This is a genomic window from Herbaspirillum sp. FG34 (genome assembly GCF_057809315.1).
On the sequence record NZ_JBMDJS010000024.1, the window covers coordinates 27881 to 54154 of the forward strand.

Consider the following 26274-nt stretch of genomic DNA (forward strand, 5'->3'; position numbering starts at 1 on the left):
GGCATCACGCGCGCCACCCGGCTTGATTTGATTACGTCGGTGCGCTCACTTCCACAGTGCACATTTGGATTCGGCCTTGGTCATGTAGGCTTGCTCGCCGGGGATGGTCTGCACCAGCTTGTAGTAGTCCCAGGGACGCTTGGATTCGGAAGGTTTCTTCACTTCCATCAGGTACATGTCGTGCACCATGCGGCCGTCCGGACGCACCACGCCATTGCTGGTGAAGAAATCATCGATACGATGCTTGCGCAGGTAATCCATGACCTGATCGGCATCGGTACTGCCCACGGCCTTGACCGCCTTCAGGTACTGGCCCACGGCCGAAGCGTCGCCGGCCTGGAACATGGAGGGCATCTTCTTCATCTTCAGGAAATAACGATTGGCCCAGGCGCGGCTCCGGTCGTTCAGGTCCCAGTACCAGCCATCGGTCAGGTACATCCCTTGGGTCAGTTGCAGGCCCAGCGAATGGGTATCGTTGATGAAGATCAGCAGCCCGGCCAGCTTCATGGTCTTGTTCACGCCGAATTCATTGGCGGCCTTGATGGCATTGATGACGTCACCACCGGCCACGGCCAGGCCCAGGATCTGGGCCTTGGACGACTGCGCCTGCAACAGGAAGGACGAGAAATCCGAGGTCGCCAGCGGCACCCGCGTCGCGCCCACGACGTTACCGCCATTGCTCTTGACGACGTCGCTGGTGTCCTTTTCCAGCGAGGTGCCAAAGGCATAGTCCGCCGTCAGGAAATACCAGGACTTGCCGCCCTGGCGCGTGATGGCCGCGCCCGTGCCTCGCGCCAGAGCCGTGGTGTCGTAAGCGTACTGGATGGTGTAGGCATTGCATTCCTCGTTGGTCTGGCGCGTGGTGCCGGCTCCGACGGAGAGGAAGATCTTCTTCTTTTCGGCCGCCACCTTGCCCATGGCCAGGCTGGCCGCCGAATTCACCCCGCCCACCAGCATGTCCACGCCGTCGCGGTCAAACCATTCGCGGGCCTTGTTGGCGGCGATGTCGGCCTTGTTCTGGTGGTCGGCAAAGACCAGTTCCACTTTCTTGCCGTTGATGGTGCCGCCGGCATCGGCAATGGCCATGCGGATGGCTTCGACACCGCCCTGGCCGTCGAAGTCAGCATAGGTGCCAGACATGTCGGTGATGAAGCCGATCTTGATGGTATCGCCCGCCGCGTGAGCGGATGGCAGGGTGGCTGCGCCCAGCAGGGCACAGGCGGCCGACAGCGCGGCGCGCCGGATGAATGCGGTCATGGGGGTCTCCTCCTCTAGGGGTCTTGGAATGTCGTTCTTGTTGCGACCCCGCAATCGAGTGCGGGGAAGGTCTTGCGGGACCGGCAGTCCCTTGCCGGTCCGGTCTTGCGTACGGACAATCAGCCGACGGTAGCGCGCGTCTGTTCGCCATCGACCAGGCGCATCAGGCCCAGCGGGTTGGCGTTTTGCAGTGCGGCCGGCAGCATCGCGTCCGGGTAGTTCTGGTAGCACACCGGGCGCAGGAAGCGCTCGATGGCCAGCGTGCCCACCGAAGTGCCACGGGCGTCGGACGTGGCCGGATACGGGCCGCCGTGCACCATCGCATCGCACACCTCGACACCGGTCGGGAAGCCGTTCAAGAGCAGGCGGCCTGCCTTCTGTTCGAGGATGGCAATGAGGTCCTGGTTGCCTTGCAGGTCGCCGATTTCGGCTTGCAGGGTGGCGGTCAGCTGGCCGTTCATCTTGGCGGCGAAGTCCAGCAGTTGCTCACGGCTTTCCAGCTCGACGATCACGGTGGAGGGGCCGAAGACTTCTTCTTCCAGCGGCGCTTCCTTGGAGAACAGCAGCGCGGCATCGGCCTTGAACAGGTGTGGCACGGCCTGGGTGTAGCTGGTGCCGCCGGTGGCGATGACCTTCACGCCCGGCAGCTGGGTCAGGCGAGCGACGCCGCCGTTGTAGTGGGTCAGGCCGCCGCTGTTGAGCATGGTGGCCGGATTGCTGCCGCCGAAGGCTGCCGACAGCTTCTCGATGAAGGCAGTCAGTTCCGGCGACCGCACACCCAGGAGCAGGCCCGGGCTGGTGCACAGCTGGCCCACGCCGACCGTGACGGAGCCGGCCAGGTCCTTGGCGATGGCGTCACCGCGCACCTTCAGGGCTTCGGACATCAGGATGATGGGGTTGATGCTGGACATCTCGGCAAACACCGGGATCGGCTGCGGACGCGCTGCGGCCATGTCGCACAGGGCGCGGCCACCGCGCAGCGAGCCGGTAAAGCCCACGGCCTGGATGCCGGCGCTCTTGACCAGCTGGGCACCGACGCGATCACCGTAGATCATGTTGAAGGTGCCGGCCGGCATGCCGGTCTTCTTGACGGCGCGCTCGATGGCATTGGCCACCAGTTCGGAGGTGACCAGGTGGCCGCTGTGGGCCTTGAACACCACCGGGCAGCCGGCCGCCAGGGCGGCAGCGGTATCACCACCGGCCACCGAGAACGCCAGCGGGAAGTTGCTGGCACCGAACACGGCCACCGGGCCCACGCCGATCTTGTACTGGCGGATGTCCGGACGCGGCAGCGGCTGGCGTTGCGGCAGGGCGGTATCGATGCGGGCACCGTAGAAGTCGCCACGGCGCAGGACCTTGGCGAACAGGCGCATCTGGCCGCTGGTGCGGGCGCGCTCACCGGCCAGGCGCGGGGTGGCCGGCAAGGCGGTTTCGCGGGCCACGCAGGCGAGGAAGTCCTCGCCCAGGGCGTCGATCTCGTCGGCGATGGCTTCCAGGAACAGCGCGCGCTGTTCGGCGGCAATGGCGCGGTACAGCGGATAGGCCTTCTCGGCCGCATCCACGGCGGCGGCGACTTCCTGCTCGGTGGCGGTCAGGAAGGGCGTCTCGAAGAGCGCGCCGGTGGTCGCGTCCACGCTGTGCAGGGCGACGTCGCCCTGGCCGCTGCGCTGGCCGCCGATGTAGTTGTGTCCTAGGATCTTGTCACTCACGTTGTGCTCCTGCTGGTGTCGTTGATGCCGCCCGGGGTCGGGTCAGGCAAGAAAGCTGCGCCCGCGCGAGGCGGGAGCAGCTGAGGGGAAGGTGCGAGGCAGGCCGCTCATGGCCTGCCCGCGCTGTCGATTGTCGGCCATCACATGGATTGCTGCAGCATGTTCAGGTAATCCTGTTCCGAGGCCTCACGCGGATTGGTCTTGTGGCTATGGTCGGCCAGCGCGCCCTGGATGATCTGCGGGAACTGCGATTGGCTCACGCCCAGCTCGCCCAGGCCGGCCGGCAAACCCAGGCGACGGCTCATGTCGCGGATCGCCGGACCGATCTCGGCACCGCTGGCCAGGCCCATGGCGTGGGCCATGCGGGCCATCTTGTTGTCCTTGACCATGCTGGGCGCGCTTTCATTGAAGGCAATGATGGCCGGCAGAAAGATCGCGTTCAGGGTGCCGTGGTGCAGCTTGGGATTGATGCCGCCCAGCGAGTGCGACAGGCTGTGTACGCAACCCAATCCCTTCTGGAAGGCCATGGCGCCCTGCATGGAGGCGCTCATCATGTTCAGCCGCGCTTGGCGGTCACCCGGTTCACGGGTAGCGCGCTCGATGTGCGCCCAGGCGCGCCACAGGCCGTCCAGGGCGATGCCGTCGGCAGGCGGGTTGAAGGCCGGGGCCATGAAGGTCTCCAGGCAGTGCGCGATGGCATCCATGCCGGTGGCGGCCGTCATCAGCGGCGGAAGGCCCAGGGTCAGTTCGGGGTCGCAGAGGGCCAGCTTGGGGACCAGGTGCGGTGAGATGATGCCGACCTTGCGGCCATCGTCGAGGATCAGGATGGCGCCCCGGCCGACTTCGCTGCCGGTGCCGGCGGTGGTCGGAATGGCGATCACCGGGGCGGTCTTGGCCGTAATGTTGGCCAGGCCACCTTCGATGAGGGCAAAGGATTTCAGCGGGCCTTCGTGGGTGCCGCAGACGGCCACGCCTTTGGCCAGGTCGATGGAGGAACCGCCGCCGACGGCCACGATGCCGTCACAACCCTGTTGGCGGAACAGCATCACCGCCGCGCGCACTGCGCCTTCGTTGGGGTTGGGCGGTGTCTGGTCATAGACCACTGCGCTGGCACCTTCCTTGAGCTGGCCCAGGACCTTGTCCAGCAGGCCGGCGTTGCGGATGCCCATGTCGGTCACCACCAGCGGCTTCTTGATACCCAGGCGGTCGCATTCCTGCTGCAGCAGCGCCAGCGCGCCATAGTCGAACTGCACCTGGGTAATGTAGTTGATGAGTGCCATTACATAGCCTTGATTTATAGATGTCTCCACCGGGTCCGCCATCGGCGGGCTTGCTCAGAAACCCTGCAGGAGCCAGCGTTTCCCAATAGGGGACCCGCTTTGGAAAGTCAGACTCTAAGCCATCAGGGGCTGCTTGGCTAATGAGAGCTGTTGATATGGGTATAACCAACGCTCATACTAGAACCCATGTTCTAGTGGCTTCTTTGAGGATGATTTCCATGCACACCGCCTTGCCCTCGCTGGCCTCCATCACCTCGCGCCTGCACCTGCGCCAGTTGCGGCTGCTCATCGCGCTGTCCGACCATGGTTCCCTGCTCAAGGCGGCCGAGCAGGTAGCGCTGACCCAGCCGGGCGCCAGCAAGGCCTTGCAGGAAATCGAGAGCACGCTCGGTGCGCAATTGTTCACCCGCACCAATCGCGGACTGGAGGCCACCGAGCTGGGCCATTGCGTGATCCGCTATGCGCGGCTGATCCAGACCGACCTGACTCACCTGCGTGAAGAAATGTTATCCATCATGCAAGGCCACGGTGGACGGCTGGCCGTGGGCACCATCATGGGCGCGGTGCCGCTCTTGACCGATGCGCTCACGCGATTGCTGGAGGCGCATCCGACGCTGTCGGTGGAAATTGTCGAAGACACCAGTGCGCGGCTACTGCGCCTGCTGGACCAGGGGCGGCTGGACCTGGCGATCTGCCGCACCAGCATCAGCCAGCGCCCGGACCTGTATGACGCCTTCAACATCCATGACGAAGAGCTGGCTGTGGTAGCCAGCGTGCAACATCCGCTGGCCGGGGCACAGAGCCTGCAACTGGCCGACCTGGCCGATTCGCGCTGGGTGGTCTATTCGGCCAACATGCCCATGCGCCTGACGCTGGAGCGCGAATTCCATGATGCCGACCTGCGCTTCCCGCTGCACCTGATGGAAACCACCTCGGCCTTCACGACCTTGTCGCTGCTGCAGAAGAATCCGCACTTCGTGGCGCTGCTGTCGGTGGATGTGGCGCAGTTCTGCACGCGCTTCGGCATGACGCGCATCCTGCCGCTGAAGCTGCATACGCGCAGCGAGCCCTATCAACTGGTGACACGGCGCGGTACGCTCCTGTCGCCGGTGGCGCGGTTGTTCGTGGATGGATTTGCGCGCGGGGTGGCGGCGCCGGGCTGACTCGGCCGAGTCAATCGAAGCGCCGAATCCATGCGAGGGTTTCTTCATTGTCGTCCAGACCCTGCGGGACGCGGAACAGACCGCTGCGATATGTCTCGAACCGGATCGCTTTGGTATAGCGGGCCACCAACCTGTAGGCTTCCGGAACCTCATCACGCCAGGTGTCGCCGATCTGCGGAAAGGCTCCGGCCTGGATCACCACTCCGCCGGGGTAGTCGTGCACCTCGCACACCGGCTCCAGCGCCGCTCGCATCTTGTCGCGTCCTCCCAATTCTTCAACCAGCACATCACACAGTACGGTCAGCCAGTTCACGCATTTGATGCGGTTGTGAATGGCTCGGGCCTGGAAGGAGAACGCCCCCGCATCCTGGAAATCGAACCCCGGAAAGCGTTTGAACAGTTGTTGGGTGTACTCACTCTTTTGGTCGTTCTCGAATATGAAGGCACACCCTGCACTACCGTGTACCGGCTGGCAAATAGCGCACCAGCGCAATGTGGCAGCCAGCAGCACCTCGAAGTTTGGCTCGCCCTGCCCGTTACAGATTTGGAAATGAGCGGTTACGCAGGAAAGCTCGTGTTCTTCTGCGCGGGAGACCAATACGTCGGCGCGGTACGGATCAACATGGTCAATCTTCATGCCAATGTCCACCATGCCCATGAGCGCCGCGCCGTAACCATTTAGCGGTGGAAGGTCAATATCGGATTGAATACGGCCGCGAGGGTCGCCAGAGAACTTGACTGCCCGTCTCGTGTCTCGGGCCAAAAAGCGGTTTACCTTGTCCGGAAAAGTCTTCCAATAATCCACCAAGAATTCCAGAGCACGCTGGCGTAGCACGGGCTGATCCGTCGGCACCATATAAAGCTCGGCCCCCAGACCGAATTTGCAGGCGACGGCATCGGTGTTGTAGGGCAGAGGGAATGCAATCTTGTCAAAAATGCAGATACCGCCTTCGCGCTTTACAAGTTCAGCGACGGCTTGGTTGATGTCCATAGGAAGTTATTCTCCTGGTTGATAGTGCGGAATGCGGTCAAGGGATGGGGATGGCATTGCGAGGCGGGAAGATCCGCGTAGCTTCAGAATGATCAGCGCGAGCACCAATAGCCCTCCTGTCAACTGCACACCGGTGCTCGAGTGGATCGCGTCGCCGAAATGGTCGATGAGGCTCTTCTTGGGCTCAGCCGCCGTGACCGGTGCCGGATGTTGCGAGGGAGGCTCGTCGTCGCAGTTACAGCGTTTACTGACTTCGAACTTCTCGAAATTCTTTTTGCTACCCGTGTGTCTTTCGGCAATCTTGCGGTAGTCCTTGGCTGCATCGTCTGTGAGCGGATCCTTCCCAAACTTCACATCGAAGATTTTGATCACCTTGCCATCCGGTCCGATACGGGCGACGTCCAGACGGCGTGAATCGGCCCACGGGTATTGCGAGCTGGGCAGGCCCGGGTTGGACTTGCTGCCGATCATCTCCCAGTTGTTGCCTCGGTCGAAGGACACTTCACGCCACATGCGGGCATCGGGATTGGGTTAACGACCGTTGCGGGCGTTGGCCGGCCCGCCGTAGTACTTGTCATCGATTTTCTTGCGCATCCATTCCTGGAACGTATGCCCCTTTGGCCGCGGCTGCGGCCCGTCTTTTTTGTGGGTATTCCAGCATTCGCAGGCCAGCTCGCAAATCTCGTCGAAAAAGTCCTGATCCGGCTTGGGCAGATCACGCTGCTTCAGCCCGGCCATGTTCACCGTGTTGCGGTGGTTCATGAACAGCTTGTCGGTGAGCCGACAGGCGGGCTTGCCCTCGAAGAATACGTCGAAGGAGTGGCTGATCCAGTCGGTCTCAGCCGAATGGGTGCCGGAGACCACGCCCCCCATCGACCCGGCTTCGTCGAACACACTCCTGGCGAATTGGCTACCATCCTTGGCAATGCTGTTGCCGCCGTCGGCGAACACGCTGACGGTCCCCTTGATGAGGTCGCGCGAGTAGGCCTCGTTCTGGTAGGGCAGCGGGATGCCCTTGTCGGGCGTCTTGCACACATTGGGCAGCGTGTTGTGGCTGACCCCGCCACTGACGTGATGGCACAGGCTCAGACCGTTGACGTTGATGGTGATCGCCATGCGCGAATCTCCGGAAGGTTCTCCGCAGACAAGCCAGTACCCGTTCCTCCAGGTCGGGCCATTGGCGGTTGTGCAGACCAACCAGTTTGAGTTGCTGCGCCATGGACAGGCAGTCGATGGCCGATGTCAGCAGCGCAGAGTCCGGTGCCCACTGCAACGCAGCCACCCTCGCGGGCATCAAGTCAGGGATCGCAGTGCTCAGTGCGCTGACAGCGTCGAAGAGCTCCGCATCCAGCGTGGCCAGTGCATAGCAAGTCACCGCGAACAGCTCGGCGCTGCGCACCGGTTCGCCAAGGAGCTTGCGCAAGTGTTGCCGTGCGGGCTCTCCCAGGTGAACCAGCGCGGTCAATGACGCCTGCATGCGGTCGTCGTAAGCAACAAGATCGGCGAAGTCCAACTCCGGGTTGGCCAGGCGATCAGGCCGACGACGCCATCCGAAGGCCAACTGATCCGTATGGCGGTCAGTCAGTTTCTCAGCGGTCGTCGCCACCAAATCAGGGAGGGCTGCAGCTTGCTTGACGTTCAGCATTGGCTGCGAGCGCCATCGTTTTTGCCAGCGCCGACTCCCGCGTCAGCGTTTGCAGTCGTGTCGACTGCACAGCAAATGGACCTGCTTCCCATACCGTCTCCAAATTGGCGAAACGGAATACGTTATCAAGATCGTTTGCGCTCGATAAGGCTCAGGACAGCAGGCGGAGCCGAAGCGGTGAAAAGGTCCACGGCCCTCGAAAAACCTCCTAGAAATCGTTCTATCAAGTCTTCGCCAGAACGCTTGGCTATTGCACCTTCGGCCAGCTACGTACGATTCCTCTGCGCATAAAAAACCCCGTGTTCGCAAACACGGGGTTGTCATGCCTCATCGTAAAGCGCTCCCTCAGAAGCGCTTTCGGGCCGTACAGCGGAACAGGCTTACTTGTTCGGCTGCGGCGTAATGCGCAGGTACGGACGCGGCGACTTGTAGCCCTTGGGATACTTCTGCTTGATGACTTCCTCATCCTTGATCGACAACGGGATGATGACGTCGTCGCCATCCTTCCAGTTGCCCGGGGTGGCCACGGTATAACCGTCGGTCAGTTGCAGGGCATCGATGACGCGCAGCACTTCGTCGAAGTTGCGGCCGGTGCTCATCGGGTAGGTGATGATGAGGCGCACCTTCTTCTTCGGGTCGATGATGAAGAGCGACCGCACGGTCGCAGTTTCGGACTGGTTGGGGTGGATCATGTCGTACAGACCCGCCACCTTCTTGTCCACGTCGGCCACGATGGGGAAGCCGACCACGGTCTGCTGGGTTTCCTCGATGTCCTTGATCCACTGGTTGTGGGCCTCGGCACCATCCACCGACAGGGCGATGGCCTTGACGTTGCGCTTGTCGAATTCGGGCTTGAGCTTGGCTGTCAGCCCCAGCTCGGTGGTACAGACCGGCGTGAAGTCGGCCGGGTGCGAGAACAGCACGACCCAGGAGTCTCCCGCCCAGTCGTGGAATTTGATCTTGCCGATCGAGGATTCTTGCTCGAAATCCGGTGCGGTATCGCCCAGGCGCAGCGTCATGATGGTCTCCTTGGTTGAACGAGTGAAAACGGGAAGGTTGACTATAACGCGAGGCCAGCCCGAGGCCAACGACTATAAAGTGGTTTTCAAATAACGTGATGCAATGAGCAATTACAGGTTCTGCAGGGTCGAAATGAACTTGTCTGCATCCTGATAACCGATCACACGACGCTGCGCCAGTTCCCGGCCATCGGCATCGAAGAACATGATGCCAGGCGGGCCGAACAGATCGAAACGTTTCAACATGGCGCGGTCATCGGCATTGTTGGCGGTCACGTCGATCTGCAGCAGCAGCATCTGGCCAAAACGTTCCTTCACGCGGGCATCGCTGAAGGTGAAGCGTTCCATTTCCTTGCAGGACACGCACCAATCGGCATAGAAATCCAGCATGACGGGACGACGCTCACCGGCAGCATTTTGCTGTAGCGCGGCATCGAGCTCGGCACCGGAACGGATGCGCACGAAGTCGGTAGCCCCTGCGGCGACCGACTGTCCACGCAGATGCGATAGCGGTGTCAGTGGATCGCGCCCACCCGTGGCGACACTGACCAGCTGCAACAAGCCCAGGGTGACCACCGCCAGCCCGAGCGCACGGGACATCCATCCGGCCGGACGCGTCCACAGCAGGAAGGCGCCATAGCCGATGCCCAGCGCGGCCCAGCCTGCCACCTGCAGCCAGGCCGGGATGACCGGCGACACCATCCACAGCGCCGTGCCCAGCATCAACACGCCAAAGAAGCGCTTGACCGCATCCATCCAGGCCCCGGCACGCGGCAGCAGTGTGCCGGCCGAGGCGCCGATCAGCAGCAGCGGCACGCTCATGCCCGCCGCCATCGCAAACAGGGCGCTACCGCCCAGCACGACATTGCCGGTCTGGCTGATATAGAGCAGCGCACCGGCCAGCGGGGCAGCTACGCACGGGCCGACGATCAATGCCGAGATCGCGCCCATCAGGAATACGCCCAGCCATTTGCCACTGCCACCGCCAGAGGCTGTGGATAATCTGGATTGCAGCGAAGCGGGTACCTGCAGCGTGTAGAGATCGAACATTGACAAGGCCAGTCCGGCCATCAGGAGTGCGAAGGCACCCAGTACCCAGGGATTCTGCAGGTAGGCGGACAGGCCTTCTCCCAGCATCCCGGCCGCTACGCCCAAGGCGGTATAGACCAGCGCCATGCCGAGCGAGTAATCCACCGAAAGCAGGAAGCTGCGGCCCCGGCTGCCCCCCGTCGTCGACTGCTGCCCAACGATGATGGACGACAGGATCGGCAGCATCGGCAACACGCAGGGCGTAAAGGACAAGCCGATGCCCAACAAGAAGAATAGCGTGAGGACAGGCCACAGCTTGCCTGCCCTGAGCACGGCGGTGATGCGGTCAACATCACTGCCACCGGAGCCGGCCGCTTCAGCGCCCGTACCGACCGGACTCACGCTCTGGCCGATGGCCTGGGGCGACAGGGACAGCTTCAAGGTCATCGGTGGATAACACAAGCCCTTGTCGGCACAACCTTGCGACACGGCCGAAATGACAAAATCCTTCACTGCACCGCTGACCGGAATACGTACGGTCACCGCCTGGTGGTAGGTTTCGACTTCCTTCTGGAAGTTTTCGTCATACTTGCGTTTACCCTCCGGAAACCGGGGTTCCCCCAGCGTGGCGCCCTCCGCGCTGAAGTGAAAACGATCCCGGTACATGTAGTAGCCATCGGCGATGCGATAACTCAGCTCCAGGGTCTGGGCATCGATCATGCGGCCGCTGAGCTGGAAGGCTTGTTCGGGCGGCAGGTAATCATCCGCCGCCCTGGCGGCCTTGGCCACCAGCAGGCCGAGCAGCGCCACGAGCGCCAGCACGACCAGCAGGGGAAATCTTGTCAGGCGCTCGCGCCGGTTGATGCGATTCAACGGTAGTCCTCGTTCGAAAGGGGGTGATCTGTGCTTACACGCGCAGGGGCCGTGCGGTCTCATCCTGCATCCACGCCAGGTAGGCCGGCAGGCCCGCGGCGATAGGAAAGGCAATGATCTCCGGCACGTCGTAGGGGTGGGCCCGGACGATAGCCTGCTCCAGCTCTTGATAGCGCGCCTGGGTCGTCTTGATCAGCAAGGGGATCTCGGTATCGCGCTCAACCTTGCCCTGCCAGCGATAGACCGACCGTACCGGCGCCAGCACATTGACGCAAGCGGCCAGGCCGTGTTCTACCAGCGCATCGGCAATGCGTTCGGCCAGGGCCTGGTCGGGCACATTGGCCAGTACCAGCAGTGGTTGATTCAGCAGGGATGCGGACATGGAAAGCTCTCCTAGCAGAGACCGTATTCAACCACATCCAGAGCCCGGGCGTGACGGCGCTCAGCAAGCGGATGAAAGAAAATGCAGGCGCGCAAAACAAAAAAGCCAGGCAGAGCCTGGCTTTTTCCTGGTGATGCAACGTCCGGTGAATTATTCAGCGGTCGGCGCGTCAGCAGCGTCGGTGACTTCCGGACGATCGACCAGCTCAACGAAGGCCATCGGTGCGTTGTCGCCTTGGCGGAAGCCCATCTTCAGGATGCGCAGGTAGCCGCCGTTACGGGCAGCGTAGCGCGGGCCCAGTTCGGAGAACAGCTTGCCGACGATTTCGCGGTCGCGCAGGCGGTTGAAGGCCAGGCGCTTGTTGGCCAGGGTGTCGGTCTTGCCCAGGGTCAGGATCGGCTCGACGACGCGGCGCAGTTCCTTGGCCTTCGGCAGGGTGGTCTTGATGGCTTCATGACGCAGCAGCGAAACAGTCATGTTGCGCAGCATGGCCAGACGGTGGGACGAAGTACGATTCAGTTTGCGGAGACCGTGACGGTGACGCATGGTAATTTCCTTTCAGGTTACAGTTTTGATCCAGTTCTTCTATCGGCAGGCCAGCTGGGCTGTCCGGACCGCGGACCGGTAAATATCGGATAAAAGTTCTTTGTTACGGAGATGACGACTACTTCAGGTACAGCCTCAAATCAGCCTGGCGGTGCGGCTTGCACCGCAGCCCGCCAGGTGACGTGAATTACTTTTCCAGACCAGCCGGCGGCCAGTTTTCCAGCTTCATGCCCAGGGTCAGGCCACGCGAAGCCAGGACTTCCTTGATTTCGTTCAGCGACTTGCGACCCAGATTCGGGGTCTTCAGCAGTTCGTTCTCGCTGCGCTGGATCAGGTCGCCGATGTAGTAGATGTTCTCGGCCTTCAGGCAGTTTGCCGAACGGACGGTCAGTTCCAGGTCGTCGACCGGACGCAGCAGGATAGGATCGACCTGCGGTGCGCGCGACGGTGCTTCTGCAGTCGCTTCGGTGCCTTCCAGGGCGGCGAACACGTTCAGCTGATCAACCAGCACGCGCGCCGATTGGCGGATCGCTTCTTCCGGGGTGATGACGCCGTTGGTCTCGATGTTCATGACCAGCTTGTCCAGGTCGGTACGCTGTTCCACACGCGCCGATTCGACCGCGTAGGACACACGACGCACCGGCGAGAACGACGCATCCAGGATGATGCGGCCGATGGTCTTGTTGGTGTCTTCGGACAGGCGACGCACGTTGCCCGGCACGTAGCCACGGCCCTTTTCGACCTTGATCTGCATGTCCAGCTTGCCGCCACCGGTCAGGTTGGCGATGACGTGATCCGGGTTGATCAGTTCGACGTCGTGCGGCAGATCGATATCGGAAGCCAGGACGGCGCCTTCGCCTTCCTTCTTCAGGGTCAGGGTGACTTCGTCACGGTTGTGCAGCTTGAAGACCACGCCCTTCAGGTTCAGCAGAATGTCGACCACGTCTTCCTGCACGCCGTCCAGCGACGAATATTCGTGCACCACACCAGCGATGGTCACTTCGGTGGGAGCGTAACCGCTCATGGTCGACAGCAGCACGCGACGCAGCGCGTTGCCCAGGGTGTGACCGTAACCACGCTCGAACGGCTCCATCACGACCTTTGCGTGACCGGGGGCCAGGGTTTCCACTTCGATGATGCGGGGCTTCAACAAACTGTTTTGCATGAATTGTCCTTTTCAATACCCTCGGCTCGTTACACCGATAAGGCTGATGGCAGTTCGGAAAAATGCCCACCATGAGGTGGGCACAGGGGTACGGCGGTACTACGAATTAACGCGAGTACAGTTCGACGATCAGCGATTCGTTGACGTCGGCAGCGATTTCGCTACGGTCCGGCGAGGACTTGAAGGTGCCTTCCAGCTTCTTCGAATCCACGGAAACCCACTGCGGGAAACCGTTCGATTCGGCCAGCGACAGGGCTTCGGCGATACGCACTTGCTTCTTGGCCTTTTCACGGATGGCGATGACGTCGCCAGCCTTGACGGAGTACGAAGCGATGTTGACGACTTGACCGTTCACGGTCAGGGCCTTGTGGGACACCAGCTGACGCGCTTCAGCGCGGGTCGAGCCGAAGCCCATGCGGTAGACGACGTTGTCCAGACGGGATTCCAGCAGCTTCAGCAGGGTTTCGCCGGTGTTGCCCTTGCGGCGGTCGGCTTCAGCGAAGTAGCGGCGGAACTGACGCTCGAGGACGCCGTACATGCGCTTGACCTTCTGCTTTTCACGCAGCTGGTTGCCGTAGTCGGAGGTGCGGGCGCCCGAGGTGCGGCCGTGTTGACCCGGCTTGGAATCCAGCTTGCACTTGGAATCCAGCGAGCGGCGTGCGCTCTTCAGGAACAGGTCGGTGCCTTCGCGGCGGGAGAGTTTTGCTTTCGGTCCGATATAACGTGCCACGGTATTTCCTTTATCAATGACGTCCCATGTTGCCGGACGCTAGTCTGACCTGCATGCGGCCAGACAGTGGTCTTAAGAACAAAACCCGCCAAGGTGATTGGCGGGTGATTTGCCTGCGCTTTTGCCTGACTGACAGGCGAAAGCGCAAGATTATACTACAACTTAGATGCGACGGCGCTTCGGCGGACGGCAGCCGTTGTGCGGGACCGGGGTCACGTCCTGGATCTGGGTGATCTTGATGCCCAGGTTGTTCAGAGCGCGCACTGCGGATTCACGGCCCGGGCCGGGGCCCTTGATACGCACTTCCAGGTTCTTGATGCCGCATTCGATGGCAACCTTGCCGGCGCTTTCAGCGGCGACCTGGGCTGCGAACGGAGTCGACTTGCGCGAACCCTTGAAGCCAGCACCACCCGAAGTTGCCCACGACAGAGCGTTGCCCTGACGGTCGGTGATCGTGATGATGGTGTTGTTGAACGAAGCGTGAACGTGCGCGATGCCTTCAGCAACGTTCTTCTTGACTTTCTTGCGAACACGCGATGCTGCTGCGTTGTTGGGGGACTTTGCCATAATTTCTTCCTTGAATCCGACCAGTGCTTGCGCCTGCCGGGATTATTTCTTCAGCGATTGAGCGGCCTTGCGCGGACCCTTGCGAGTACGGGCGTTGGTGCGGGTGCGTTGACCACGGACCGGCAGACCACGACGGTGACGCAGGCCGCGGTAGCAACCCAGGTCCATCAAACGCTTGATGTTCATGGACAACTCACGGCGCAGATCGCCTTCCACGACGAACTTGGCGATTTCGTCACGCAGCTTTTCCAGCTCGTTATCGTCCAGGTCCTTGACCTTCTTGTTGGTCGGAACGCCGGTAGCAGCGCAAATGTCTTGTGCGCGCGGACGGCCAATACCATAGATGGCGGTCAGGCCGATCACGGTGTGCTGATGGTTGGGGATGTTGACCCCTGCAATACGTGCCATTCGTTATTCCTCGATCAATAACGTTAAGTTAACCCTGGCGCTGCTTATGGCGGGGTTCGGTGCAGATCACGCGAACGACGCCATTGCGCTTGATGATTTTGCAGTTGCGGCAGATCCGCTTGACTGATGCGAGCACTTTCATTGTGGCCCTCTTTCTTTCAATGTTTCACTGTTACTTGGTTCGGAACACGATACGTGCCCGGCTCAAATCGTAAGGCGTCAGTTCCACCGTTACCTTATCGCCGGGCAAGATACGGATGTAATTCATGCGCATCTTGCCGGAAATATGGCCGAGTACAACGTGACCGTTTTCCAACTTAACCCTGAATGTCGCGTTGGGCAGATTTTCAAGAATCTCGCCCTGCATCTGAATAACGTCGTCTTTTGCCATTCCGTGTCTTCTTCCTCTGGAGCATGAGCCCGCTTATCGCGGTGTCATGCCACCCTTGAAATTAGCTTTGCGGAGCAACGATTCATACTGCTGAGACATCACATAGTTCTGCACTTGGGCCATGAAATCCATCGTCACGACCACAATGATCAGCAGCGATGTGCCACCGAAGTAGAACGGAACCTTCCAGCGTGCGATCAGGAACTCTGGCAGCAGGCACACCAGGGTGATGTACACGGCGCCGGCCAGGGTCAGGCGCATCAAGATCTTGTCGATATAACGCGCGGTCTGGTCACCCGGACGGATACCCGGAACAAACGCACCACTCTTCTTCAGGTTGTCTGCCGTTTCCTTGCTGTTGAACACCAGTGCGGTGTAGAAGAAGCAGAAGAAGACGATAGCTACCGCATACAGCAACGCATGGATCGGTTCGCCTGGTGCCATCGATGCCGCCAGATCCTTCAGGAAACGAATGAAGGGGTTCGACGTATCACCGGAGGTGAACCAGCTGGTGATCGTGGCCGGGAACAGAATGATCGACGATGCAAAGATCGGCGGAATCACACCAGCCATGTTCAGCTTCAGCGGCAAGTGGCTGCTCTGGCCACCGTAGATCTTGTTGCCGACCTGACGCTTCGCATAATTCACCAGGATCTTGCGCTGACCACGTTCGATGAAGACCACCAGGAACGTTACCAGCGCCACGATCGCACAGATCAGGATTGCCGAGAGGGCATTCATCGAACCGGTACGAACCAGCTCGAACAGGCCACCCAGAGCATTCGGCAGACCCGCCGCAATACCGGCGAAGATGATGATCGAGATGCCATTGCCCAGACCACGCTCAGTGATCTGTTCACCCAGCCACATCAGGAACATCGTACCGGTAATCAAGGTCACCACCGTGGTCAGACGGAAGGCCAGACCCGGATCCAGCACCAGGCCGGCTTGCGATTCCAGCGCCACCGCAATGCCCAGCGCCTGGAAGGTCGCCAGCACCAGGGTGCCGTAACGGGTGTACTGCGTGATCTTGCGACGACCGGCTTCACCCTCTTTCTTCAATGCTTCCAGCTGCGGCGAAACCACCGACAGCAGCTGCATGATGATCGATGCCGAGATATACGGCATGATCCCCAGTGCGAAGATCGTAAAGCGCGACAGGGCACCACCGGAGAACATGTTGAACATGCCCAGAATGCCGCCCTGATTCTGCTTGAACAGCTGCGCCAACTGCGTCGGATCAATACCCGGAACCGGGATATGTGCACCGATGCGATAAACGATCAACGCCCCCAGCAGGAACCACAAACGACCCCAGGGGAATCCTTTTGCGGCGCCTTTTGCTAATTGAGGAGTAGTTGCCAATTAATGCTCCGGGACCGGATCACTCAGCGATGGAACCACCGGCAGCTTCAATAGCGGCCTTGGCACCAGCGGTTGCGATCAGACCCTTGACGGTTACCTTCTTGGTCAGTTCGCCAGCCTTGATGATACGCACGACACGAGCCAGTTCCGACACGAGGCCGGCTTGCTTCAGTGCCAGCACGTCGATCTCGGCGACGGGCAGCTTTTCCAGGTCGGACAGGCGCACTTCAGCCTTGTAAGGCGTAGCCAGCGACTTGAAACCGCGCTTGGGCAGACGACGTTGCAGGGGCATCTGGCCGCCTTCAAAGCCGACCTTGTGGAAACCGCCCGAACGCGACTTCTGACCCTTGTGGCCGCGACCAGCGGTCTTGCCCAGGCCAGAGCCGATACCACGACCGACGCGACGCTTAGCGTGCTTGGCGCCGTCTGCGGGTTGGATAGTGTTTAATTGCATGATTCGCTCCGTTCGCAAGCCGCGGCTTACGACACAACTTTCACAAGATAGGACACTTTGTTGATCATGCCGCGCACCGACGGGGTGTCTTCCAGTTCGGACACCGAGTTGACGCGACGCAGACCCAAACCGCGCACGGTAGCGCGGTGGTCCTGACGAGTACCGATCAGACCCTTGACCAGCTTGACTTTGATTGTGTTAGCCATCTCGATCACCTTAGCCCAGGATTTCTTCGACCGACTTGCCGCGCTTGGCAGCAATTTCAGCCGGAGTGTTCATCTTCGACAGACCGTCCAGGGTGGCACGGACCATGTTGTAGGGGTTGGTCGAACCAGTCGACTTGGCCACCACGTTGGTCACGCCCATCACCTCGAAGATCGCGCGCATCGGACCACCGGCGATGACGCCAGTACCGTCCTTGGCCGGCGAGATCATCACCGACGAAGCGCCGTGCTTGCCGATGACGGTGTGTTGCACGGTACCGTTCTTCAGGGTCACCTTGATCAGCTTGCGACGAGCTTCTTCCATCGCCTTCTGCACGGCCACGGGCACTTCCTTGGACTTGCCCTTGCCCATGCCGATACGGCCATCGCCGTCACCGACCACTGCCAGCGCTGCGAAACCCATGATGCGGCCGCCCTTCACCACCTTGGTGACGCGGTTGACCGCGATCATTTTTTCGCGCATGCCGTCATCAGGCTTGTCGCTTTGCGTTTTCGATTGCATTTTTGCCATGATCGATAATCCTTAGAACTTCAGGCCGGCTTCACGCGCAGCCTCAGCCAGCGCCTTGACGCGACCGTGATAACGGAAACCGGAGCGGTCGAATGCGACTTCAGTCACACCGGCCTTCAGAGCCTTCTCCGCCACGCGCTTGCCGATCAGGGCAGCAGCGGCAGCATTGCCGCCCTTGCCGGTCTGACCTGCCAGCTGGGCGCGGACTTCTGCTTCCAGGGTGGAAGCGGAAGCCAGCACGTTGGCGTCGGGGCCGATGACGCTGGCGTAGATGTGCGTGTTGGTACGGTGCACAGCCAGACGATTCACCTTCAGTTCTGCGATCTTGGCGCGAGTCTGAGTCGCACGGCGCAGGCGAGATTGTTTCTTGTCCATCGTCAACCCCTATTACTTCTTCTTGGTTTCTTTGAGCGTCACCACTTCGTCAGCGTAGCGCACACCCTTGCCCTTGTAGGGTTCGGGTTCGCGGTACGCGCGAATTTCAGCGGCGACCTGGCCAACCACCTGGCGATCGATACCCTTGATCAGGATTTCGGTCTGGGTCGGGGTCTCAACCTTGATGCCGGCGGGCATCTGGTGAACGATGGGGTGCGAGAAGCCCAGCGACAGGTTCAGCTTGTCGCCTTGTGCTTGTGCACGGAAACCCACGCCAACCAGGTTCAGCTTCTTTTCGAAGCCCTTGGTGACGCCGTTGACCATGTTGTTGACCAGAGCACGCAGGGTGCCCGACATCGCGTTGGCTTCGCGGCTGTCATCAGCCACTTCGAAGCTCAGCGAGCCATTGTTGTTGACCACCTTGACCTTCTTGGTCAGCGGTTGGGTCAAGGAGCCCAGCGGGCCCTTGACGGTGATTTGCTCTGCAGTGATGGTCGCTTCCGCGCCATTCGGCAGTGCAACAGGCATTTTACCTACACGAGACATCTTGCACTCCTTAGGCCACGTAGCAAATCACTTCGCCACCGACACCGGTTGCGCGTGCTTTGCGATCAGTCATCACGCCGCGCGGGGTGGACACGATTGCCACACCCAGGCCGTTCATGACGTTGGGGATATCGTCCTTGCCCTTGTAGATGCGCAGACCCGGACGGGACACGCGCTCCAGGCGCTCGATGACCGGACGGCCAGCGTAATACTTCAAACCGATTTTCAATTCAGCCTTGCCATCAGCGGCAACAACGGCGAAATCTTCGATATAGCCCTCGTCCTTGAGGACGTTGGCAATGGCGACCTTCACTTTGGAAGACGGCATGACGACGGTAGTCTTGTTCACGCCTTGCGCATTGCGGATACGGGTCAGCATATCGGCGATAGGATCGCTCATACTCATTGCTTCTTCTCCTATTACCAGCTAGCTTTGGTCAAACCCGGGATTTCGCCGCGCATGGCGATTTCACGGACCTTGATACGGCCCAATCCGAACTTGCGGAAAGTACCACGGGGACGGCCAGTCAGTGCGCAACGGTTGCGCTGACGGGTCGGAGCGGAGTTACGCGGCAGAGCCTGCAGCTTCAGGCGGGCTTCGTAACGCTCTTCTTCCGACTTCGATTGGTCGTCGATAATAGCCTTCAACTCGGCGCGCTTGGCAGCATACTTCTTCACCATTTCTGCGCGCTTCTGTTCACGGTTAATCAGTGCCAGTTTTGCCATGGCATCCTCAGTTTCTGAACGGGAATTTAAATGCGGCGAGAAGCGCCTTCGCTTCGTCGTCGGTCTTTGCAGTCGTGGTGATGCTGATGTTCATGCCACGCAGTGCATCGATCTTGTCGTACTCAATTTCGGGGAAGATGATCTGCTCTTTCACACCGATGTTGTAGTTGCCACGACCATCGAACGCACGACCCGACACGCCACGGAAGTCACGCACGCGCGGCAGGGCCACGGTGATCAGACGATCCAGGAATTCGTACATGCGGGCGCCACGCAGGGTCACCATGCAGCCGATCGGGTAGCCTTCGCGGATCTTGAAACCTGCGATAGCCTTGCGAGCCTTGGTCACCACCGGCTTCTGGCCAGCGATCTTGGTCAGATCGCCAACGGCGTGCTCGATGATCTTCTTGTCCGCAACTGCTTCGGACAGACCCATGTTCAGGGTGATCTTCAGGATGCGCGGAACTTCCATCACCGACTTGTACGAATACTTCGTAGTCAGATCGGCGACGACCTTATCTTTATAAAACTGTTGAAGACGTGCCATGATGTTTAAACCTTAACGACTTCGCCGTTGGACTTGTAAGCGCGGACCTTCTTGCCGTCCACTTCCTTGTAAGCCACACGATCTGCCTTGCCGGTCGCAGCGTTGAACAACGCGACGTTCGACACATGAATTGGCATCAGCTTATCGACGATGCCGCCAGTTGCACCCGTCATCGGGTTCGGACGGGTCGCCTTCTTTGCGACGTTCACGCCTTCCACGATGACATAATCGGCGTCCACACGAGCAGTCACGACACCGCGCTTGCCCTTGTCTTTGCCGGTCAACACGATGACTTCATCGTTTTTACGAATCTTTGCCATGACTACTCCTTACAGAACTTCAGGCGCCAGGGAGACGATCTTCATGAAGCGCTCTGTACGCAGCTCACGAGTCACCGGCCCAAAGATACGGGTGCCGATGGGCTCCAGCTTGGCGTTCAGCAGGACGGCAGCATTACCATCGAACTTGACCAGCGAACCATCCTGACGACGCACGCCCTTGGCGGTGCGAACGACGACAGCGTTATAAATTTCACCCTTCTTGACGCGACCACGCGGTGCTGCGCTCTTGACAGTAACCTTGATCACATCGCCAATGCCCGCATAGCGGCGCTTGGAACCACCCAAGACCTTGATGCACAGAACTTCACGCGCACCAGTGTTGTCGGCCACTTCGAGCCGGCTTTCAGTTTGAATCATGATATTTTCTTTCCCAACTTAATCCGCTTCGCAGGATGCGCTGGCGGTCAGTCTTGGTCCTGTTAGCAAGCGAACTCGCTAGTTAGGGGACGAATAGAGCTACTCTTGAGCCTCTCTTCGCAAACTTTATTTTGCAAAGAAAGAGCTCGATATTATGGCACCATAATATCGAGCACGCAAGTACTACCTTTACTGCTTAAACGATTTGTGCTTCCTGTACCACACGGGTCACAGTCCACGCCTTCGTCTTGGAGATCGGACGGCTTTCGGTGATTTCCACCACATCGCCGGCCTTCGCCGAGTTTTGCTCATCATGCGCGTGGTACTTCTTGGTGCGCTTGATGATCTTGCCATACAGCGGGTGCTTCATTTGACGCTCGATTTCGACAGTGACGGTCTTATCCATCTTGTCCGACACAACTTTGCCAATCAGCGTGCGCTTGAGCGCTTGTTTCACTTGATCGTTCATTGTTGGCCATCCTTCGAGTTGATCACAGTTTTCACACGTGCGATGTCGCGACGTACCTTCTTCAGCTGTGCGGTATTGTTCAGTTGCTGGGTCGCAATTTGCATGCGCAGGCTGAACTGAGCTTTCAACAGCTCGCCCAGTTCCTTTTCCAGTCCTGCCTTGTCCTTACCGCGGAGTTCAGATGCTTTCATGTTCCGCTCCTAATTATTGACCGACTTGGCGAACAACGAAAGTCGTCGACAGCGGCAATTTGGCAGCAGCCAAACGGAACGCCTCGCGCGCCAGGGCTTCGTCCACACCGTCCATCTCGTACAGTACCTTACCCGGCTGGATTTCAGCCACGTAGTACTCCGGATTACCCTTGCCGTTACCCATACGCACTTCTGCGGGCTTCTGGGAAATTGGCTTGTCCGGGAAAACGCGGATCCAGATACGACCACCGCGCTTGATGTGACGGGTCATCGCACGACGAGCAGCTTCGATCTGACGGGCAGTGATACGGCCGCGGCCGGTTGCCTTCAGACCAAAATCGCCGAACGAGACGGCAGTTCCGCGGGTGTGCGAAATGCCGGTGTTACGACCTTTTTGTTCTTTACGATATTTTCTACGTGCTGGTTGCAGCATGATTATTCTCCTGCTTTCTCAGCCGATACACCGGCATCGGCAGCTTGAGGACGACCACCGCCACGCTTTGCACCGGCGCCAGGAGCACCAGTCTTGGAGCGGGGACGTGCACCCGGCTTGCCGTCGTCACGACGGGGACCACGACGCTTCTTGTCGTCTTCCAGTTCGCCGACCAGCACCGGCGATTCGCCGTTTGCCAGGCGATCGCCCTTGTAGACCCACACCTTCACACCGATGATGCCGTAGGTGGTTTCAGCTTCGCCGAAGCCATAATCGATATCGGCGCGCAGGGTGTGCAGAGGCACGCGACCTTCGCGGTACCATTCGGTACGTGCGATTTCGATGCCGTTCAGACGACCCGACGACATGATCTTGATGCCTTGAGCGCCCAGACGCATGGCGTTCTGCATCGCACGCTTCATGGCGCGACGGAACATGATGCGCTTTTCCAGCTGCTGGCAGATCGAGTCAGCGATCAGCTGAGCATCGGCTTCCGGCTTGCGGATTTCTTCGATGTTGACGTGCACGGGCACGCCCATCAGCTTGGCCAGTGCCGACTTCAGCACTTCGATGTCTTCACCCTTCTTGCCAATCACAACGCCCGGACGGGAGCTGTAAATGGTGATGCGGGCGTTCTTGGCCGGACGCTCGATGACCACGCGGCCAACCGAAGCGTTCTTCAGCTTCTTCTTCAGGTAAGCGCGGACCTTCAGGTCCTCGTTGAGCATGTCGGCAAAGTTGTTGTTGCCTGCATACCAACGCGAGCCCCAGTTACGCGTAACCGCCAGACGGAAACCGGTTGGATGAATCTTCTGTCCCATCGTGACTCCTTAGTTTCCGACGGTCACGTAAATGTGACACGACTGCTTGGAAATACGATCACCACGGCCCTTAGCACGCGCCGTGAAGCGCTTGAGGACCGCACCCTTTTCCACATAAATGGTCTTGACTTTCAGCTCGTCAATGTCGGCACCATCGTTGTGTTCGGCGTTCGCGATGGCGGACTCCAGAACCTTCTTGATGATGACCGCGCCCTTCTTGGGGCTGAAGGCCAAGATATTCAGTGCCTGATCAACTTTTTTACCGCGGATCAGGTCTGCAACCAGGCGGCCTTTCTGGGCCGACAGGTGCACACCGCGCAGAGTAGCTTTAGTTTCCATCATAGGACCTTATTTCTTAGCCTTCTTATCGGCAGCGTGACCCTTGAAAGTACGGGTCAGCGCGAATTCGCCGAGCTTGTGACCAACCATGTTTTCCGACACATAGACCGGCACGTGTGCCTTGCCATTGTGCACGGCAATCGTCAGGCCGATGAAGTCCGGCATGATGGTCGAACGACGCGACCAGGTCTTGATCGGCTTCTTGTCCTTGGTAGCCTGGGCAGCCTCAACCTTTTTCACCAGGTGGGCGTCGCAGAAAGGACCTTTTTTCAATGAACGTGTCATGTTTTATCCTTTATTTCTTGCCGCGACGCGAGACAATCATCGAAGTCGTACGCTTGTTGCTACGCGTCTTCTTGCCCTTGGTCTGCTGGCCCCACGGGGAAACCGGGTGACGGCCAGCGGCGGTCTTGCCTTCACCACCACCGTGCGGGTGATCCACCGGGTTCATGACAACGCCACGAACGGTCGGACGCACACCGCGCCAACGGGTTGCACCGGCCTTACCGATCTTGCGCAGGTTGTGCTCGCCGTTACCGACTTCACCGATGGTAGCGCGGCATTCGATGTGAACGCGACGCACTTCACCGGAGCGCAGACGAACCTGAGCGTAGGTGCCTTCACGTGCCATCAGCACGACAGCGGCGCCAGCGGTACGGGCGATTTGCGCACCCTTGCCCGGCAGCATTTCCACGCAGTGGATGGTGGTACCGACGGGGATGTTGCGGATCGGCAGAGTGTTGCCCGACTTGATCGGAGCTTCAGAACCGCTGATCAGCTGATCGCCAACCGACACGCCCTTGGGAGCGATGATGTACTTGCGCTCGCCGTCCGCGTAGCACAGCAGTGCAATGTGCGCGGTACGGTTCGGGTCGTATTCGATACGCTCAACCTTGGCAGGGATACCATCCTTGTTGCGACGGAAGTCGACAACACGGTAGTGCTGCTTGTGACCACCGCCGATGTGGCGGGTGGTGATGTGGCCGTTGTTGTTACGGCCGGCGGTCTTGGACTTCTTTTCGACCAGCGATGCCAGCGGACGGCCCTTGTACAGGTCGGGATTGACGACCTTGACCATGCCGCGCCGACCGGGCGAGGTCGGCTTCACTTTTACGAGTGCCATTATTTAGCCTCCTCGGTGAAGTTGATTTCTTGACCCGGCTTCAGGCTGACGAAAGCACGGCGGGTGTGGTTGCGGCGGCCCATACCGTTGCGCGAGCGCTTCTGCTTGCCCTGACGGTTGGCGACTTGCACCGATTCCACTTCCACCTTGAACAGCAGTTCGACGGCGGCCTTGACTTCCAGCTTGGTGGCGTCCTTGGCAACCAGGAAGACGACTTGCTCGTTCTTCTCGGCGACAAAGGTTGCCTTTTCGGAGATCACCGGTGCCAGCAGCACCTTCATCAGGCGCTCTTCGCTATGTTTCACGATTGCGTTCATGCCAGCAACTCCTCAATCTTTGCCAGAGCCGGCTTGGTGATCAAGACATTCTTGAAGTACACCAGCGACACGGGATCAGCTTGACGCGGCTCGACCACCAGCACGCCCGGCAGGTTGCGCGAGGCCAGCAGCAGCTTTTCGTCCAGGCTGTCGGTAATAACCAGCACCGATTCCATGCCCATGCCCTTCAACTTCTGGGCCAGCAGCTTGGTCTTCGGGGCTTCGACGGCGAACTCTTCGACGACCGACAGGCGGCCTTCACGAGCCAACTGGGACAGGATCGAGCAGACACCTGCGCGATACATCTTCTTGTTGACCTTGTGGGTGAAGTTTTCGTCAGGCGAGTTCGGGAAGATACGGCCACCACCGCGCCACAGAGGCGACGAGGACATACCGGCACGTGCACGGCCAGTACCCTTTTGACGCCAGGGCTTCTTGGTGGTGTGGCTGACTTCTTCACGATCCTTTTGCTTGCGATTGCCGCTACGAGCGTTGGCTTGGTAGGCAACCACGACCTGGTGGATCAGGGCTTCGTTGTAGTCACGACCGAAAATGGTATCCGGTGCGGCGACGTTCGAAGCAGCTTGACCTTGGTCATTCAGGAGCTTCAGTTCCATTATTAAGCCCCCTTCTTCGCTTTGACTTTGACTGCCGGCGAAACGATCACTTGACCGTTCTTGGCGCCAGGAACGGCACCCTTGACCAGCAGCAGCTGACGCTCTGCGTCCACACGGGCGATTTCCAGGTTCTGGACGGTGGTCTTGACATCACCCAGATGACCGGTCATGCGCTTGCCGGGGAACACGCGACCCGGATCCTGCGCCATACCGATGGAGCCAGGAACGTTGTGCGAGCGGGAGTTACCGTGGGTCGCGCGACCCGACGAGAAGTTGTAACGCTTGATGGTACCGGCGTAGCCCTTACCGATCGACACGCCTTGCACGTCGACTTTCTGGCCAGCTTCAAACATGCCGATGCCAACGACGTCGCCAGCCTTCAGTTCGGCAGCCTTGGAAGCGTCAACACGGAATTCTTTGAGGACAGTACCTGCCTCTACGCCAGCTTTGGCGAAGTGGCCGGCGGCGGCTTTCACCACGCGCGAAGCGCGGCGTTGACCGAAGGTCACCTGAACAGCGGAATAACCATCCACTTCAGGCGTTTTGATTTGAGTCACGCGGTTGTTGGACACGTCCAGCACGGTCACAGGGATCGAATCCCCATCTTCCGTGAAGATGCGCATCATACCAACCTTGCGACCAACAAGGCCCAGGCTCATTGTTTTCTCCATTCCCGCCTGCGATTGGGCGGGGCTGATGTTCGTACTACCATAAATTATGGGTCTTGCAAACGCAAAACCCACATCGAAGCCGAGCATTATAGCCCGTAAAACAAAAGCGCACAACCGAGGTTGTGCGCTTTTCCAACACTATGCCAGCTGATTACTGCAGCTTGATTTCAACATCAACGCCAGCGGGCAGGTCCAGCTTCATCAATGCGTCAACCGTCTTGTCGGTCGGATCGACGATATCCATCAGGCGCTGATGGGTACGGATTTCGAACTGATCGCGGGAGGTCTTGTTGACGTGCGGCGAACGCAGGACGTCGAAGCGCTGGATGCGGGTCGGCAGGGGAACCGGGCCCTTGACGACAGCGCCGGTACGCTTGGCGGTGTCAACGATTTCCAGTGCGGACTGGTCGATCAGACGATAGTCGAAAGCTTTCAGACGGATACGGATTTTTTGGCTAGGAACCGACATGATTTTCCTTTAAAGAACGAACCGGGGATGGGGATCATCCCCGGCGATGTTAAAAATGCGACTAGTGTTACTGGGTACTGCTACTGCTGATCCGACGATTAGTCGAAGATCTTGGCAACCACGCCGGCGCCGACGGTACGGCCGCCTTCACGGATAGCGAAGCGCAGGCCTTCTTCCATGGCGATCGGGTTGATCAGTTGCACGGTGATCGACACGTTGTCGC

40 protein-coding genes are annotated in these 26274 nt (G+C 59.7%); 1 reads left to right on the forward strand and 39 read right to left on the reverse strand.

Annotated elements, in window-relative coordinates:
* Positions 1-45 precede the first annotated feature (45 nt).
* From ACODSZ_RS21430 to ACODSZ_RS21440, 3 genes are all read right to left on the reverse strand, one after another.
* Complete coding sequence (locus ACODSZ_RS21430) at positions 46-1257, reverse strand: ABC transporter substrate-binding protein (RefSeq protein WP_175344718.1); 1212 nt, start codon at positions 1255-1257, stop codon at positions 46-48.
* Positions 1258-1376: 119 nt separating this feature from the next.
* The gene (locus tag ACODSZ_RS21435; protein WP_008334183.1) at positions 1377-2966 is read right to left on the reverse strand and encodes an aldehyde dehydrogenase (NADP(+)); all 1590 of its coding nucleotides are present in this window, start codon (positions 2964-2966) and stop codon (positions 1377-1379) included.
* Positions 2967-3106: 140 nt separating this feature from the next.
* Positions 3107-4246, reverse strand: a complete 1140-nt coding sequence (locus ACODSZ_RS21440; protein ID WP_488928505.1) for an iron-containing alcohol dehydrogenase — start codon at positions 4244-4246, stop codon at positions 3107-3109.
* Positions 4247-4464: 218 nt separating this feature from the next.
* Between ACODSZ_RS21440 and ACODSZ_RS21445 the strand changes: the two genes are divergently transcribed.
* The gene (locus ACODSZ_RS21445) at positions 4465-5409 is read left to right on the forward strand and encodes a LysR substrate-binding domain-containing protein (RefSeq protein ID WP_488928506.1); all 945 of its coding nucleotides are present in this window, start codon (positions 4465-4467) and stop codon (positions 5407-5409) included.
* 10 nt (positions 5410-5419) lie between these two features.
* Here ACODSZ_RS21445 and ACODSZ_RS21450 read toward each other — a convergent pair whose 3' ends face one another.
* The 36 genes from ACODSZ_RS21450 to ACODSZ_RS21625 all read right to left on the reverse strand — a co-directional run.
* Positions 5420-6400: a type VI immunity family protein gene (locus ACODSZ_RS21450; protein WP_488928507.1), complete on the reverse strand. Its 981-nt coding sequence runs from the start codon at positions 6398-6400 to the stop codon at positions 5420-5422.
* Between the two features lie 6 nt (positions 6401-6406).
* Positions 6407-6913, reverse strand: coding sequence for a hypothetical protein (locus ACODSZ_RS21455; RefSeq protein ID WP_488928508.1), 507 nt, complete (start codon positions 6911-6913; stop codon positions 6407-6409).
* A gap of 18 nt (positions 6914-6931) precedes the next feature.
* Positions 6932-7516, reverse strand: a complete 585-nt coding sequence (locus ACODSZ_RS21460) for a DUF4150 domain-containing protein (RefSeq protein WP_488928509.1) — start codon at positions 7514-7516, stop codon at positions 6932-6934.
* 909 nt (positions 7517-8425) lie between these two features.
* A complete protein-coding gene (locus tag ACODSZ_RS21465; RefSeq protein WP_008334172.1) occupies positions 8426-9064 on the reverse strand; it encodes a peroxiredoxin in 639 nt (212 codons plus the stop codon).
* A 111-nt stretch (positions 9065-9175) separates the two neighbouring features.
* Positions 9176-10966 carry a protein-disulfide reductase DsbD gene (dsbD, locus tag ACODSZ_RS21470; RefSeq protein ID WP_488928510.1) on the reverse strand — a complete coding sequence of 597 codons (1791 nt, stop codon included), beginning with the start codon at positions 10964-10966 and terminating at the stop codon, positions 9176-9178.
* Positions 10967-11000: 34 nt separating this feature from the next.
* Positions 11001-11348, reverse strand: coding sequence for a divalent-cation tolerance protein CutA (gene cutA / locus ACODSZ_RS21475; RefSeq protein ID WP_488928511.1), 348 nt, complete (start codon positions 11346-11348; stop codon positions 11001-11003).
* Positions 11349-11498: 150 nt separating this feature from the next.
* Positions 11499-11894 (reverse strand): 50S ribosomal protein L17, encoded by a 396-nt coding sequence (gene rplQ / locus ACODSZ_RS21480; RefSeq protein WP_008334167.1) that lies wholly within the window; start codon positions 11892-11894, stop codon positions 11499-11501.
* 187 nt (positions 11895-12081) lie between these two features.
* Positions 12082-13059, reverse strand: coding sequence for a DNA-directed RNA polymerase subunit alpha (locus ACODSZ_RS21485; RefSeq protein ID WP_006464909.1), 978 nt, complete (start codon positions 13057-13059; stop codon positions 12082-12084).
* A 106-nt stretch (positions 13060-13165) separates the two neighbouring features.
* Complete coding sequence (gene rpsD, locus ACODSZ_RS21490; RefSeq protein WP_008334157.1) at positions 13166-13789, reverse strand: 30S ribosomal protein S4; 624 nt, start codon at positions 13787-13789, stop codon at positions 13166-13168.
* Positions 13790-13951: 162 nt separating this feature from the next.
* A complete protein-coding gene (rpsK, locus tag ACODSZ_RS21495; RefSeq protein WP_006464911.1) occupies positions 13952-14356 on the reverse strand; it encodes a 30S ribosomal protein S11 in 405 nt (134 codons plus the stop codon).
* Between the two features lie 42 nt (positions 14357-14398).
* Entirely contained in the window at positions 14399-14764 is a 366-nt protein-coding gene (gene rpsM / locus ACODSZ_RS21500) for a 30S ribosomal protein S13 (protein WP_006464912.1), read from the reverse strand.
* 28 nt (positions 14765-14792) lie between these two features.
* Positions 14793-14906 (reverse strand): 50S ribosomal protein L36, encoded by a 114-nt coding sequence (gene rpmJ, locus ACODSZ_RS21505; RefSeq protein ID WP_006464913.1) that lies wholly within the window; start codon positions 14904-14906, stop codon positions 14793-14795.
* 30 nt (positions 14907-14936) lie between these two features.
* Positions 14937-15155: a translation initiation factor IF-1 gene (infA, locus tag ACODSZ_RS21510; RefSeq protein ID WP_005663428.1), complete on the reverse strand. Its 219-nt coding sequence runs from the start codon at positions 15153-15155 to the stop codon at positions 14937-14939.
* A gap of 33 nt (positions 15156-15188) precedes the next feature.
* Positions 15189-16520: a preprotein translocase subunit SecY gene (gene secY / locus ACODSZ_RS21515; protein WP_034351560.1), complete on the reverse strand. Its 1332-nt coding sequence runs from the start codon at positions 16518-16520 to the stop codon at positions 15189-15191.
* Between the two features lie 19 nt (positions 16521-16539).
* Positions 16540-16974, reverse strand: a complete 435-nt coding sequence (gene rplO, locus ACODSZ_RS21520; protein ID WP_008334147.1) for a 50S ribosomal protein L15 — start codon at positions 16972-16974, stop codon at positions 16540-16542.
* A gap of 26 nt (positions 16975-17000) precedes the next feature.
* Complete coding sequence (gene rpmD, locus ACODSZ_RS21525; RefSeq protein WP_006464916.1) at positions 17001-17180, reverse strand: 50S ribosomal protein L30; 180 nt, start codon at positions 17178-17180, stop codon at positions 17001-17003.
* 10 nt (positions 17181-17190) lie between these two features.
* Complete coding sequence (gene rpsE / locus ACODSZ_RS21530) at positions 17191-17709, reverse strand: 30S ribosomal protein S5 (RefSeq protein ID WP_006464917.1); 519 nt, start codon at positions 17707-17709, stop codon at positions 17191-17193.
* A gap of 12 nt (positions 17710-17721) precedes the next feature.
* Positions 17722-18084 carry a 50S ribosomal protein L18 gene (gene rplR / locus ACODSZ_RS21535; protein WP_008334143.1) on the reverse strand — a complete coding sequence of 121 codons (363 nt, stop codon included), beginning with the start codon at positions 18082-18084 and terminating at the stop codon, positions 17722-17724.
* A gap of 12 nt (positions 18085-18096) precedes the next feature.
* Complete coding sequence (gene rplF / locus ACODSZ_RS21540; RefSeq protein WP_008334141.1) at positions 18097-18630, reverse strand: 50S ribosomal protein L6; 534 nt, start codon at positions 18628-18630, stop codon at positions 18097-18099.
* Positions 18631-18640: 10 nt separating this feature from the next.
* A complete protein-coding gene (gene rpsH, locus ACODSZ_RS21545) occupies positions 18641-19036 on the reverse strand; it encodes a 30S ribosomal protein S8 (protein ID WP_006464920.1) in 396 nt (131 codons plus the stop codon).
* Between the two features lie 14 nt (positions 19037-19050).
* Positions 19051-19356, reverse strand: coding sequence for a 30S ribosomal protein S14 (gene rpsN, locus ACODSZ_RS21550; RefSeq protein WP_008334139.1), 306 nt, complete (start codon positions 19354-19356; stop codon positions 19051-19053).
* A 7-nt stretch (positions 19357-19363) separates the two neighbouring features.
* Entirely contained in the window at positions 19364-19903 is a 540-nt protein-coding gene (gene rplE, locus ACODSZ_RS21555; protein WP_006464922.1) for a 50S ribosomal protein L5, read from the reverse strand.
* Positions 19904-19908: 5 nt separating this feature from the next.
* Positions 19909-20223 (reverse strand): 50S ribosomal protein L24, encoded by a 315-nt coding sequence (gene rplX / locus ACODSZ_RS21560; RefSeq protein ID WP_034339785.1) that lies wholly within the window; start codon positions 20221-20223, stop codon positions 19909-19911.
* A 9-nt stretch (positions 20224-20232) separates the two neighbouring features.
* Complete coding sequence (rplN, locus tag ACODSZ_RS21565) at positions 20233-20601, reverse strand: 50S ribosomal protein L14 (RefSeq protein WP_006464924.1); 369 nt, start codon at positions 20599-20601, stop codon at positions 20233-20235.
* A gap of 196 nt (positions 20602-20797) precedes the next feature.
* Positions 20798-21070 (reverse strand): 30S ribosomal protein S17, encoded by a 273-nt coding sequence (gene rpsQ / locus ACODSZ_RS21570; RefSeq protein WP_008334137.1) that lies wholly within the window; start codon positions 21068-21070, stop codon positions 20798-20800.
* On the reverse strand, positions 21067-21261 hold the full coding sequence (rpmC, locus tag ACODSZ_RS21575; protein ID WP_006464926.1) for a 50S ribosomal protein L29: 195 nt from the start codon (positions 21259-21261) through the stop codon (positions 21067-21069). The genes rpsQ and rpmC overlap by 4 nt, the downstream gene beginning before the upstream one ends.
* Positions 21262-21274: 13 nt before the next feature.
* Complete coding sequence (gene rplP, locus ACODSZ_RS21580; RefSeq protein WP_008334136.1) at positions 21275-21694, reverse strand: 50S ribosomal protein L16; 420 nt, start codon at positions 21692-21694, stop codon at positions 21275-21277.
* Between the two features lie 2 nt (positions 21695-21696).
* The gene (gene rpsC, locus ACODSZ_RS21585) at positions 21697-22515 is read right to left on the reverse strand and encodes a 30S ribosomal protein S3 (RefSeq protein WP_008334135.1); all 819 of its coding nucleotides are present in this window, start codon (positions 22513-22515) and stop codon (positions 21697-21699) included.
* A gap of 9 nt (positions 22516-22524) precedes the next feature.
* On the reverse strand, positions 22525-22857 hold the full coding sequence (rplV, locus tag ACODSZ_RS21590; RefSeq protein WP_008334132.1) for a 50S ribosomal protein L22: 333 nt from the start codon (positions 22855-22857) through the stop codon (positions 22525-22527).
* A gap of 6 nt (positions 22858-22863) precedes the next feature.
* Positions 22864-23139, reverse strand: a complete 276-nt coding sequence (gene rpsS, locus ACODSZ_RS21595; protein WP_006464930.1) for a 30S ribosomal protein S19 — start codon at positions 23137-23139, stop codon at positions 22864-22866.
* A gap of 10 nt (positions 23140-23149) precedes the next feature.
* Positions 23150-23977, reverse strand: a complete 828-nt coding sequence (gene rplB / locus ACODSZ_RS21600; protein ID WP_006464931.1) for a 50S ribosomal protein L2 — start codon at positions 23975-23977, stop codon at positions 23150-23152.
* On the reverse strand, positions 23977-24294 hold the full coding sequence (rplW, locus tag ACODSZ_RS21605) for a 50S ribosomal protein L23 (RefSeq protein WP_006464932.1): 318 nt from the start codon (positions 24292-24294) through the stop codon (positions 23977-23979). Before rplW ends, rplB begins: the two co-directional genes overlap by 1 nt.
* Positions 24291-24911 (reverse strand): 50S ribosomal protein L4, encoded by a 621-nt coding sequence (rplD, locus tag ACODSZ_RS21610; RefSeq protein ID WP_006464933.1) that lies wholly within the window; start codon positions 24909-24911, stop codon positions 24291-24293. Before rplD ends, rplW begins: the two co-directional genes overlap by 4 nt.
* Positions 24912-24913: 2 nt before the next feature.
* Positions 24914-25582: a 50S ribosomal protein L3 gene (gene rplC, locus ACODSZ_RS21615; protein ID WP_013232185.1), complete on the reverse strand. Its 669-nt coding sequence runs from the start codon at positions 25580-25582 to the stop codon at positions 24914-24916.
* A 151-nt stretch (positions 25583-25733) separates the two neighbouring features.
* The gene (rpsJ, locus tag ACODSZ_RS21620) at positions 25734-26051 is read right to left on the reverse strand and encodes a 30S ribosomal protein S10 (protein ID WP_006464935.1); all 318 of its coding nucleotides are present in this window, start codon (positions 26049-26051) and stop codon (positions 25734-25736) included.
* A gap of 98 nt (positions 26052-26149) precedes the next feature.
* Positions 26150-26274: EF-Tu C-terminal domain-related protein (locus tag ACODSZ_RS21625; protein WP_488928512.1), on the reverse strand; the 125-nt coding region annotated here is incomplete at its 5' end.